The organism is Thalassotalea castellviae, from assembly GCF_031846185.1.
Lineage (GTDB): Bacteria > Pseudomonadota > Gammaproteobacteria > Enterobacterales > Alteromonadaceae > Thalassotalea_H > Thalassotalea_H castellviae.
This window is the reverse complement of the sequence record NZ_JAVRIF010000004.1, coordinates 93,920-105,911: the sequence shown is the minus strand read 5'-3', so window position 1 is coordinate 105,911 and position 11,992 is coordinate 93,920. Positions and strand designations below refer to the sequence as shown.

Below are 11,992 nucleotides of genomic sequence, written 5' to 3'. Positions count from 1 at the left end.
CGTTATTGTTTGCTCTTTGCTTATCAAACGGAATTTTCAAAACCCAGTTGTCGCCATGCTTCATAAATAATCACAGACGTGGCGTTTGATAAATTCATACTGCGGCTATCTTTTATCATCGGGATACGAATTTTATCTTGATCAGGAATTTGTTGTCTCACATCTTCAGGAAGTCCTGCCGTTTCAGAGCCGAACAGTAAATAATCACCTGAAGTGAATTTTACATCACCATAATAGTTGGTGGCTTTCGTTGTTATTGCAAGAATACGTTTCGGTTGTTCACTTTCTACAAAGGCGGCAAAATTTTTATGACGTTTGGTTGCAGCAAACTCATGGTAGTCTAAACCCGCTCGACGTAATTTTTTATCATCAAAATCAAAACCTAATGGTTCTATTAAATGAAGCCTAAAACCCGTATTTGCACATAAGCGTATGATATTTCCCGTGTTGGGTGGGATTTGAGGCTGAAATAGCACCACATCTAACATAAGTCTTCTCTATAATGAATTTGCTGTTTAATTATACCCTGAGCTTAGGTTGTGGTAAAAGTCTTGCTATCATTTAAATTAAGATTTAATAAATAAGTATTGTATGACTGCATCGAAACAAAATTATGACTTTTTAGTACGATTGGCGGCGATAAGTGCAACGGTCACCGCACTGATCTTAGTGGTCATAAAGCTTTATGCGTGGTTCGTGACAGATGCCAGTGCTATGTTAGCGTCAGCTACTGATTCAATGTTAGATTTATTTGCTTCCGTGATGAATGTCATTATTTTACGTTTTGCATTAGCTCCGGCCGATCAAGAACATAAGTTTGGTCATGGCAAGGCTGAAAGTTTGGCGGGATTAGTGCAAGCGGCTTTTGTTCTTGGCTCTGCGTCATTACTCATGATAAATGGTGTTGAACGTGTGATTACTCCAAAAGCAATCGTACAAACACAAGTGGGGGTCTGGGTAAGTGTTATCGCCATTGTGTTCACTTTAGTGCTAGTTTTCATCCAAAAATATGTCATTGCTAAAACACAATCTTTAGCGATTAGTGCAGACTCTTTGCACTACCAATCCGATCTGATTTTGAACCTAGGCGTGCTAGCTGCTTTACTGTTGAGTCAAGATTATTGGCCAAGGGCAGATGGGATCTTTACTTTGTTAGTGGGGCTTTACTTATTATATGGTGCTGCAAAAATAATGTGGCTCAGTGTTCAGCACTTAATGGATCATGAATTATCATTCGAGGAAATAAATAAAATTAACGCGATTGTTGCTGCACATCCTAATGCTTTAGGTTTACATGATTTACGAACGCGCCAAGCGGGGCATCAGCGTTTTATTCAATTTCATTTAGAGTTGGATGATACTTTAACTCTGTTAGCAGCTCATAGTATCGGTGAGACAATAGAGCGAGACATTGAACAAGCATTAGCGCCTTGTGAAGTGTTTATCCATCATGATCCAAGTTCAGTGGTAACGAGTCACCCTAAAGGCTGATCGATTTGTTATTCAGTGTTTTCAAAAAGCCAATTTTCAATGAAAGCAAGCGCTTGATTACGGTATTTATCGCTTTCAAACAACAGCTCATGTTTAGCGCCTTCAATGACATATGGCTGTGACTGCTGGCACAAGCTAGGTGTGTACTGATTGAGTTGTTGGCAGAATTTATTTTGGGCACTGTTATCTACAATGGTGTCATTACCTGCTTGCATTATCGTGATGGGAGTGGAAATTTTATCGAGATCAGCAAATATTTTCTGTTGAACTAGCACTGCTTGTTTTAACCAATTAAAAGTGACTCCGCCAAGCTGGAGTTCTGGCTGTGCTTGATATAAGTCGATAAATGTTTGATAACGTATTTGAGAATGCATTAAGTGATTGCTGGCGAAATCTTTTGCTTGGTAATCACCTTGGCCAAGAAAATACCAAGCTTGATCTGAGATTAAAGTATTAAGAATATTACCTGTAGTTATCAAACTTTTCGCTACCCATTCAGGTAGACCTCCTTTATTAATAGCAATCATGGGTGAAGATAATAATACGGCTTTTACCGATTGTGCATATTTCTGTATCAAACGAGTCGCAATAGCACCTCCCATCGAATGGGCAAGTAATAGCGGTGGTTTGTTCGTGGCACAGTGCGGGTTAACCACGGTTTCAATAAAGGTGTGTAAATCGTCTGTATAGTCATCAAATTTATTGACATAACCTTTATGCGGGTTATGTAGTAAACGCTCCGATAGCCCTTGTCCTCTGTGGTCAATGACAAAGATACTCATATTAAGCCTAGCTAAATCAAAAACTAATTCTTGATATTTTAAGTAACTTTCTGAACGACCGGGTGAAATGATTAAACAGTTGATAGGCTGATCAGCAATAAAACTCGCGTAATTAATGCGTTTATTATCAATTCCTTGAAATGAAGAAAAGTGACCCGTGCGCCAAAAATCAGCAATATCAGTTGTTAGTAATTTAGATAACTTATCTTCTTGGGTGAAAGCGAAAGCGTTTGTCATAAATATACTATTGAAACCTATTATTATTAAAGCAAATAGCAGCCACGGTTTAGTTGTCATGCTCTACACATTTTTAGCCTTATTTATCGGTAATTCTAGGGTAATAGTTAAGCCGCCGCTAGCGTTATTTGCTGCAGAAATTGTACCTTGATGAATTGCTACTGCTTGTTTGGCAATAGCGAGTCCTAAGCCGGTACCGCCAGTTTCTCTATCTCGTGCGGTTGAGACTCGATAAAAGGCATTGAACAGTAAGGGGAGTTGTTCTTCTGGAACACCTGTGGCTGTGTCAGCAATGGTAATCAATAAACGGCCTGCTGAAATGGTTGCTTGTACTTCAATATCACTCTGCTCTTCGCTGTGCTTAATCGCATTAATTAAAATATTATTTAACGCACTGAGTAATTGTGTCTCATCAAGTAACATCTGACAGGTGATCTTCGTTTTATTGACAATACGAATGTTTTTATCATTCGCTAAATATTGTGCGTCTTCAATGGCTGTCTTTAGAATTGAAGTGACCTCTAACAAGACAAAATCAGCTTCTTGGAAAGTATTTTCCATACGAGATAATGACAATACATTACTGATCATTTGGTCAAGTTGGCCTATTTCACGTTCACATCGACTGATATGTTTATCGACAGGTTTCCCTTGCTCTGCTGAACTTTCAATTAACCCTATTGCTATTTGCAAACGTGTCATGGGTGATCGTAATTCATGAGAGACATCAGCTAATAGTCGCTGATGTGCGTGAATATTCGTGGTTAATTTTTCAGCCATTTGATTAAAACTTTTTGCCATTTCACCTAATTCATCATTGCGACTTTCCCCATCTATCACCCTTGCTTGATAGTTGCCTTTACCTATTTCAGTGGCAGCATGCTTTATGGCGATAATTGGTCGGGTTAATGTCTTAGCTAATAACCAACAAAAACTTAAGCTGATCAAGAGGGGAATGATGATACGTACCCAGAAAGGTAACTGCATAAACAAGGAACCAAAATGAGGATGTTTGGAGTTTACAACAAGAAATAATTGATAGTCTTGCTGATTAATTTGAATGTGCTCAGGGCCTATTAAACGTGCAAAAGGAAATTGAACGGTCGTTAGGTTGCTATAGCTATTTTTGCTTAGAAAAGATGCTATGGTTTGTGAGTCTCGTTTATGATTATGAAAAACTTCTTGCGTGTTAGTATCTTTGATCAAAATAGACATGCCAGGTGGAAATGGCGCCCGCTGAATGATTGCTAATGGGCTTTTAGGTAATTTTTTATTGATGCGTTTTGCGTACTTTTTTAGTTTATAAATATCTTCTTGAACCGTCGGAATAATTATACTTTGATGTTCTAGTTGGGAAGAAACTAATCGTGTAATGAAAATGGATGCTAGTGTGATCAACCAAAAAGATAAAAATAATTTTACCCCAATGGAAGCAAGTGCTTTTTTCATTTTAACTAACATGTCTTTACCCTTCGCCAGTTAAAAAGATATAGCCGGAACCACGCACTGTTTTAAGTTTATCATTTGGGCTAAAAGGTAATAATTTTCGGCGAATGTTACTGACATGCATATCAATACTTCTGTCGAAAGGGCTAAGTTTCCTTTTTAAGATTTGTTCTGAAATCTCAGCTTTACTAATGATCGTGCTAGCAGATTTCATTAATAAATCTAAAATTTGGTACTCAGTACCGGTTAATTCTACTAAGTGTCCGTGACAATGCACTTCTCGAGTTGCATGATTTAATGAAACAGAATTCACTTCTTGCAAAGATGATGGTTGTTGTTGATTTCTAGTGATGTTAATTCGTCTTAATATTGCTTTTATTCTCGCAAGCAACTCGCGATGTTGAAAAGGTTTAGCTAAATAATCGTCGGCACCTAATTCCAAGCCAAGAACTTTATCAGCTTCATCTCCTTTGGCCGTTAACATTAATATCGGGGTGGTATGTTTGCCCCCTAATGCTTTTAATACTTCAAAACCTGTTAATTTAGGCATCATAACGTCAAGTAAAATTAAGGAATACTCATCACTTCTTGCTTGTTCAAGCCCACTTAAGCCGTCATGACAACAAAATAATTGATAACCCGCTAAGGCTAAGTATTCAGATAAAAGACTGGTTAATTCTTTATCGTCATCGATAATCAATATTTTTACGGGTGTTGTCATGAGTGTGTCACGCCTTATGTTTAGTACTGCCACTTATATATCATAACTGACAAAAATTTACTTCTGAGAAACTTTACAAAACCTTTACACTGCTTTGCGTTTCTTTTCGTTGGATTTTGTATTCTAACCATGAAGTTAATTTTTAAAAATCAATAAGGATTTATTATGAATATCAAACCAATGTTATTAATCGGCACCATTTTAGTAAGCAGTTTAGCAATCCTTCCTGTACAAGAGGTTATTGCTAAAGAAGGTCAAACGGCGCAAACAGAGCATATGAAAAAGGGGAAAAAACACCCGATGATGCGTCAATTTAAAAAAATGGCGAAACATTTAGCGTTAACAGATGAGCAAAAAACTCAAGTAAAAGCGATTTTTGAACAAACTAAACTGAAAGCAAAAGAACAGAAAGAAACGATGAAAGGCTTTAAAGAGCAAGTTAAATCTTTAATGTCTGCTCCGACATTTGATGAAAAAGCGTTTACTGAACTACATAGCCAGTATCAAACAAGCTTTACTGAAATGGCACTACAAAAAGCAAAAAGCAAACACGCAATTATGCAAGTATTAACGACAGAACAGCGTGAAAAGTTTATGAAGTTTAATAGAAAACATAGAAGATAATTGCTTATTCGTTATGAATGGGGCTTGAGTCAGTTTCGGTGTTACGGCAGTGTTTGTGTCGTTAATAACCAAAGGCTACACGCCCCTTTATTTCGCTAAGCTAAATGAGAAAATTTTTGTCATCTTACTTTCTACCGGTCGGCCATTAACTTGAGCAGGTAGAAAGCGCCATTTTGCCATGGCATTTCTAATTGCACTTCTGAAATAACTTACGCGATTTTTTTGTTCGAAAGTAATATCTTGAACAATTCCATCAGTATCAATAACAAAACTAACTGTTACATCCATCTCAATACCTCTTCGCGTAGCAGTAGAAGGGTATTTTGGGTCGGGAGATCTTAAAATTTCAGCACTCTTTCTTTTTGGTCTGCTTGTTGCTGTTTTTGTTTTTTCTACCGTAGTAATAGTATATAGCGGTCGAGGTTGTTCTTGGTTTGGGCGCGCTTGTGACGTCGTAGTTTGTGTATGTTCTAGTCGTGGTTCATCATTTAATGCCGCTACTTGATTAGAGTACGGGTTTTTCATTTTTGATTGGGTATTGTTTGAATCCGTGCGTTCAAAAGCTAACTCAGACATAGATTTTTCTTGATGATTCGCTAATAACGCTTCTGTTTGTGATTCACTATTATTTTGCTGACTCATCGCTGCGTTTGATGTCGCTGTGGTAATATCGTTTTTTGTTTTGTTATTTGCAAGATAAGAGTTTTCTTGAACGGTATGATCATTTGCTAATTCGCGTTCATCCGCAGCTTTATTCAAAGATGGTGATTTTTTTGCTGTTATATTAGTAAATTTCATCGTCGGCACCGTTATTTTAGTGACTCGACTGTTAACCTTTGGGGCGCTAATAGAACTCTCGTTTTCTAGTGCTAGGGCGTTTTTTTGCTCTTGCTGCAACAACATTTGGGCAACCGAAGTTGCAGATAAATTTGCCGCGTTTGTCGGTTGCTGCTTAATGATATCACTGGCTGTTTTAAAGAATGAAATACGGCCCGATGTAAAATCAATGATTGTGTTATTTAAATAAGGTTTTATGGCGACAATTAACACCGAGAAGATAATTAATACCGAGGCTAAAAATTTACCTGAATCATCATTGGACGAACAGTGATGTTGGTTAACTAACCGAACAACTCGTTGCTTTAAGTCGCCACCGGAAGCTGCCATTGCCATTGTAGGGATTGCATGATGACGATGATTTCGACATAAATTAGCGGTGTCTGCTAATGTATGAGCGTATGCAATGGGGTTACCTGCTAGATTAACCGCAATATCGTCACTGCAGTATTCTCTTTCATTCCGCATTTGCTTTGAAATCCAAGCGATCGCTGGATGAAAAAACAATAAAGTTTCAATAATGGTTTGGAAAAAATTGACTAAGTAATCATGGCGGCGAATATGTGCGAGCTCATGCAGAATAAGCATATCTAATTGAGTGGGGGTTAATCCAGTTAACATCGCTGCAGGAATTAATATTACTGGTTTTAACCAACCAATCGCCATAGGAATATCGGTTTTCAGAGAAATTAATAATTGCGGTGATTTACGTAAATTAACTTTTTTAACTAAAGCTTCAAAGCGGCGCTGTAAAGCAGCTTCTGCTCGCATGGTTCCTTGCTTAGGTAATTGATTTACATTGTATAATTCAATGATTAATTTAGTGGCTAAAAAAGTCACTATACTAATCCATACCATTGATACGTAAGGTAGTGCTTCGAACACCTCTTGATACCAATTAATTGCCTCATCATTTGTTAAAATTGCTGTTTCTAACATGAAAGCATTTTGATCTGGTTGCACTATCAATTGTGCGTAACTTGGTTGATATATTGCAATATAAGTGATGATTGGAACAATTAAACAAGCAATCATCGCGATTGCCGAAAAAGTATACCGTGTTTTCGATTGTTGATGTGGTGTGATGATCAACAGAAACTTTAATGCCAGCGCAATCAGACATCCCTGCCATAAAAAATGGATCAGGGTTAATGCTAAATTATATAATAAGGGGCTACTTATTACGCTTTCCATTATGTTCCTTGAGAATTGTGTCTAAGGTTCGATGACTTTATTGGTCTTGTTCTTCTAACTCGTTAAGTAACTGACGAATATCTGCAATTTCTTCTTTACTGGTCGAGTTATTTAATGCTCGCATGACAAGTTTTGAGGTTGAACCACCGAATGCTTTGCTGACTAAATCTTTCAGTAATGAGGATTGAGTAAATGTTTCACTATTTGCTGCAGCATAAACATGGGCTCGGTTACTTTCATCACGAATAACTAATGCTTTTTCATGCATTATTTGTAAAATTTTAAGTACAGTTGTATAACCGGTTTTTTGAGTCTCACTGACGGTTTCATGTACTTGTCGAACTGTTGCAGGTCCTAACTTCCAAAGAATATTAAGTAAAGTAAGTTCTGCTTCAGTTGGCTTGATATCACTATTATCTCGAGCCATTAAAATTCCTTAATGCATGTTCTGATAAATTGCTTTATTACAATTATATTACGAACTTAATCGTATCTCGTGTTGATAAAATGAGCAACTATAAATATTAATTTATTTTATTATTCATTTAATTCAATGAATATCAGATGGTTACAGTGTTTTTCGACGAGCAATGTTTAACTATCGTTACAATTATTTATGTAATCTCTCACTTTTTTTGGAAAATTAGTAAAAATTGCATCAACGTTTATTTGTCGACAAAAATTTATGTCTTCTTCCCTGTCTACGGTATATACCCAAACTTTTAATCCCAGTTGCTGTGCGTTTGTCACAAGTGCTTGTTCTAGGCACTCTATCGCTGGATTAATCGCTAAACACTTTAACTTTTGCGCGAAACTAGCATATTCGATCGGGTTATGAGCAATTAATGCGGCAGTGTCGATATCGGGTAATATTAACTTACTTTGTTTGATGATGTGATGATTAAAGGATGATAATACAAATTGTTGTGATGAAAACCCCAAGTGTTTAATCGCATAATTAATCTGTGATTTCAAGGCGGATAAGTGTAAATTCACTATTGAAATATCACTACAAGCAGACTTTATTTCAATGTTAACTAAAGTTCGTCCTGCAATGGTTGTTAACGCCTGTGAAAGTGTGATTAGTTTCTGTTCTTGACCTAAAGATAACTGTGTTAATTGCTCGAGCGAATATTGATTAATTTGGCCTTTCGCATTGGTTATTTCGTCCAAATATTGGTCGTGTAGCACAATAAATTGTTGGCTTGGGGAGTGAAAATGCACATCGAGTTCAATGCCATCAGCTTCTTGTAAAATAGCTTGTTCAAAGGCAAGTATTGAATTTTCAGGAAATTCACCACTTGCTCCTCGATGCGCAATTATTTTCATGATGCGTTTTTATCAACCACGATGTCTGCGTAATGCTCGCCTAAACGTGTCACTGTTTCAGGGCCTGCAGTTTCATTGAAGTTGATCATATTTGGCGAAAATGTTGCGACCACTGTTGAGCCTAATTTAAAACGACCCATTTCATCACCTTTGTTTAAGTGAATCGCATCAATGCCTTCTGCAGGATAACTCCATTTAAAGATATCTTTTCCAGCCGGAGGGGTAATAGTGCCAGCCCACGTTGTTTCTATACTGGCAACAATGGTGGCACCAACTAATACCATAGCTAATTGGCCATGTTCCGTATCAAAAATGGTTACCACGCGCTCATTTCGAGCAAATAAATCTGGGACATTGTTTGCCGTTAATGGATTCACTGAAAATAATTCTCCTGGCACATATATCATTTCACGCAATGTGCCACTCATCGGCATGTGGATACGATGATAATCTTTTGGGGCCAGATAAATACAAGAGAATTTCCCCCCTTGAAAAGGTGCGGCGGTAGCTGAGTCTCCACCCAATAAACTGGTTAAACTGTAATTAAACCCTTTAGCTTGAATTAGTTGTCCATCAACAATATCGCCTTGTTGGCTAATAGCTCCATCAACGGGGTAGCATAATGCCAAGTTATTATTGTCAATAGTACGCGCACCGTCATCGAGTTCGCGAGTGAAGAAATCATTAAAGGTTTTAAAGTCTTCGGCATTTTTAAGTTTCGCTTCACTCATATTGATATCATAAGCTTTGATGAAAGCGCGAATGGCTTTGGTGGTTAACCAGCCAGCTTCTGCCGCAGCAAACTTGCCTACTAATCGAGAGAGGCCGTGTTTTGGCATGATATATTGTAATGCTATTTTTAACTTATCTAATGACACTGATGTTTCCTTAAATTGATACTTGTATTTATTGTAGGGTTTAATCGTTGAAGCGGGTGGTTAGCGTGTTTTCATTTAAACTCGCTAAAATTCGTTGAAAACTAGCTAACCGTTTAGGATGAATTTTTTTGTCTTCAACAGCGGCAATTAATGCACAACCGGGATCTGTTTGATGTTTACAATCTCTGAATTTACACAGACCGAGAAAGTCTTCAAATTCGATAAAACCATTACACACTTGTTCTGGGGTTAAATGCCATAAACCAAATTCTCGTATTCCGGGAGAATCAATTAAATCGCCACCTTGTTCAAAATGATAAAGTCGAGCAACGGTCGTTGTATGTTGACCTAATCCCGAATTTTCTGAAACTTCCTGAGTGATTACACCTAATTCAGGCATTAAGCTGTTAGTAAGTGTTGACTTACCAACTCCAGATTGACCAACAAAGACACTGGTATTAGCCTTAAGCTGTTGTTTTAATTCATCGATACCGGCTTGTGTTTTGTTACTGACGTAGATGATTTGATATCCAATAGCGCGATAAATATCTAATTGTTGTTCAATTTCATCTTGGTTTTCATCGTCAAATAAATCTGTTTTATTCAGTACGATGACAGGTTTAATGTCAGTCTCTTCGGCCGCAACTAAATAACGATCAATAATGTCAGCATTAAATGCGGGGAGCACTGATGACACTATTAAAATTTGACTTATGTTTGCTGCGATAGGTTTTACACCATCATAAACATCGGGTCTACTTAAAACAGACTCTCTTTCATGAACCGCTTCAATAACTCCTGAGATGCTGTGCTCGGTTGCCTTTCCTTGTCGCCAAAGTACTTTATCACCACAAATTAGCGAGCCGATACTTCGACGCATATTACAACGAAATATTTCTCCATTGTCTGCTTCAACATCGGCATGTTGACCAAATCGACTGATCACGGTACCGAGTTGCGCTTCTCCTAGCTCGTCATCTTGCCAATCAATTTGCTCAACTTTATTGCGCAGTTTTTTTGCTTGATTAGCTTTAATACGTCTGACTTGGCCTTTGGTTAATTTTTTAGCTTTTGCCACAAGAATTTTTCATTATATGTAAAGTTAACTTATAGTAGTGAACGACAAAGTATTTTTATCGGAATTAATTCTCACGTATTATACTGATAAAATCATCATTCATCTAATTACTTGTCATAAAGTCGATTTATGATCAGTAAAGTGTCATTAAGGGAAACTTATGTCTTCGAATAAGACAAATTTAATTTGGTTAGATTTAGAAATGACAGGCCTAGAACCTGAGCATGATGTTATTTTAGAAATTGCCAGTATAGTGACGGATAGCCAACTCAATATTCTTGCTGAAGGGCCTGTATTTGCGATACATCAATCTGATGACGTGTTAGACAATATGAGTGAATGGTGTATTGATACCCATGGTAAATCTGGGCTAACAAAACGTTGTCGTGAAAGTAACATTGATATAGCAACGGCTAGCGCTGAAACCATTAAATTTATTGAGCAATTTGTTCCTAAAGGTCAATCTCCCATGTGTGGTAACAGTATTGGCCAAGATCGTCGTTTTATTAATAAATATATGCCGGAATTTGAAGATTACTTTCATTACCGCAACTTAGATGTCAGCACAGTAAAAGAGTTAGCTCGTCGTTGGAAACCTGAAGTATTAGATAAAGTGGTAAAAAAGGGCGTTCATTTAGCTTTGGATGATATTCGCGAGTCTATTGATGAATTAAAAGTATATCGAGAGCACTTTTTTTCGCTTTAATTTTTACATTTTTATCGGGTAATTCTTCAAGCTACATATAAAAATAAAAGCACTGAGGTGCTTTTTTTATAAATACCACTTGAAGGTCAGACCAGTTCGATCAACAATTTGATCCATCAATCATTAAGTGAGTAAATTATGTCTAATCGTTTTAGCCGTTTTATTAATAAAGTAAATTATGCGCCAAAGAAGTTAAGACCCTTTTTATTAACGAAGTTTTTTTGCTCCACCGTTAAATTTGCTGGCACCACCGGGATCAAAATTAAATTTGTCTCTCATGAACAAGTAGAAATTAGTTTAGCGAATAAGAAAAAAGTACAAAACCACATTGGTGGTATACATGCGGTTGCGGCTGCATTGTTAGCTGAGTCAGCAACTGGCATTGTTTTTGGCATGAATGTGCCCGACGACAGTGTTCCGTTATTAAAGTCGATGAAAATTGAATATCAACGTCGTATGAAAGGGAGCTTAACCGCAGTTGCCAAAATAACTGAAACGCAACGACAAGCTATTTTACAACAAGAAAAAGGCGATATGCTGATTGCGGTAGAGATCACCGATGAATCGAACGAGCAACCTATTGTTTGTTTAATGGATTGGGCGTGGGTTAAAAAGCGTCGATGATCATGCTTAAGGGATAACTGTCGTATTATCAAATAAATCCCTTTG

At 37.2% G+C, this 11,992-nt stretch carries 13 protein-coding genes; 4 read left to right on the top strand and 9 right to left on the bottom strand.

Translation table 11 applies throughout. The annotated features are described in order from the left end of the window. Positions 1-23 precede the first annotated feature (23 nt). On the bottom strand, positions 24-488 hold the full coding sequence (gene trmL, locus RM573_RS09255) for a tRNA (uridine(34)/cytosine(34)/5-carboxymethylaminomethyluridine(34)-2'-O)-methyltransferase TrmL (RefSeq protein ID WP_311580649.1): 465 nt from the start codon (positions 486-488) through the stop codon (positions 24-26). 103 nt (positions 489-591) lie between these two features. Between trmL and RM573_RS09250 the strand changes: the two genes are divergently transcribed. Further along, positions 592-1,491 carry a cation diffusion facilitator family transporter gene (locus RM573_RS09250; RefSeq protein ID WP_311580645.1) on the top strand — a complete coding sequence of 300 codons (900 nt, stop codon included), beginning with the start codon at positions 592-594 and terminating at the stop codon, positions 1,489-1,491. An 8-nt stretch (positions 1,492-1,499) separates the two neighbouring features. Here the strand turns inward: RM573_RS09250 and RM573_RS09245 are convergent, their stop codons facing one another. The 3 genes from RM573_RS09245 to RM573_RS09235 all read right to left on the bottom strand — a co-directional run bounded on the left by RM573_RS09245 (position 1,500) and on the right by RM573_RS09235 (position 4,677). Further along, positions 1,500-2,510 (bottom strand): alpha/beta fold hydrolase, encoded by a 1,011-nt coding sequence (locus RM573_RS09245; protein ID WP_311580642.1) that lies wholly within the window; start codon positions 2,508-2,510, stop codon positions 1,500-1,502. 63 nt (positions 2,511-2,573) lie between these two features. Next, positions 2,574-3,971 carry an ATP-binding protein gene (locus RM573_RS09240; RefSeq protein ID WP_311580639.1) on the bottom strand — a complete coding sequence of 466 codons (1,398 nt, stop codon included), beginning with the start codon at positions 3,969-3,971 and terminating at the stop codon, positions 2,574-2,576. Positions 3,972-3,975: 4 nt separating this feature from the next. Beyond that, on the bottom strand, positions 3,976-4,677 hold the full coding sequence (locus RM573_RS09235) for a response regulator (RefSeq protein WP_311580636.1): 702 nt from the start codon (positions 4,675-4,677) through the stop codon (positions 3,976-3,978). Between the two features lie 165 nt (positions 4,678-4,842). On the opposite strand from RM573_RS09235, the gene RM573_RS09230 reads away from it, so the two are divergent. After that, a complete protein-coding gene (locus RM573_RS09230; protein ID WP_311580632.1) occupies positions 4,843-5,301 on the top strand; it encodes a Spy/CpxP family protein refolding chaperone in 459 nt (152 codons plus the stop codon). An 87-nt stretch (positions 5,302-5,388) separates the two neighbouring features. Here the strand turns inward: RM573_RS09230 and RM573_RS09225 are convergent, their stop codons facing one another. The 5 genes from RM573_RS09225 to rsgA form a co-directional block, all read right to left on the bottom strand. After that, positions 5,389-7,332: a M56 family metallopeptidase gene (locus RM573_RS09225; RefSeq protein WP_311580629.1), complete on the bottom strand. Its 1,944-nt coding sequence runs from the start codon at positions 7,330-7,332 to the stop codon at positions 5,389-5,391. Positions 7,333-7,369: 37 nt separating this feature from the next. Then, the gene (locus RM573_RS09220; RefSeq protein WP_311580626.1) at positions 7,370-7,759 is read right to left on the bottom strand and encodes a BlaI/MecI/CopY family transcriptional regulator; all 390 of its coding nucleotides are present in this window, start codon (positions 7,757-7,759) and stop codon (positions 7,370-7,372) included. Positions 7,760-7,926: 167 nt separating this feature from the next. Beyond that, positions 7,927-8,661, bottom strand: coding sequence for a glycerophosphodiester phosphodiesterase (locus tag RM573_RS09215; protein ID WP_311580623.1), 735 nt, complete (start codon positions 8,659-8,661; stop codon positions 7,927-7,929). Further along, positions 8,658-9,539 carry an archaetidylserine decarboxylase gene (gene asd, locus RM573_RS09210; protein ID WP_489753980.1) on the bottom strand — a complete coding sequence of 294 codons (882 nt, stop codon included), beginning with the start codon at positions 9,537-9,539 and terminating at the stop codon, positions 8,658-8,660. Before asd ends, RM573_RS09215 begins: the two co-directional genes overlap by 4 nt. A 40-nt stretch (positions 9,540-9,579) precedes the next feature. Then, positions 9,580-10,617, bottom strand: coding sequence for a small ribosomal subunit biogenesis GTPase RsgA (rsgA, locus tag RM573_RS09205; RefSeq protein ID WP_311580619.1), 1,038 nt, complete (start codon positions 10,615-10,617; stop codon positions 9,580-9,582). Between the two features lie 160 nt (positions 10,618-10,777). Between rsgA and orn the strand changes: the two genes are divergently transcribed. Both orn and RM573_RS09195 read left to right on the top strand, forming a co-directional pair. Beyond that, positions 10,778-11,323, top strand: a complete 546-nt coding sequence (gene orn / locus RM573_RS09200; protein ID WP_311580616.1) for an oligoribonuclease — start codon at positions 10,778-10,780, stop codon at positions 11,321-11,323. A 138-nt stretch (positions 11,324-11,461) separates the two neighbouring features. After that, on the top strand, positions 11,462-11,947 hold the full coding sequence (locus tag RM573_RS09195; protein WP_311580613.1) for a DUF4442 domain-containing protein: 486 nt from the start codon (positions 11,462-11,464) through the stop codon (positions 11,945-11,947). Positions 11,948-11,992 lie beyond the last annotated feature (45 nt).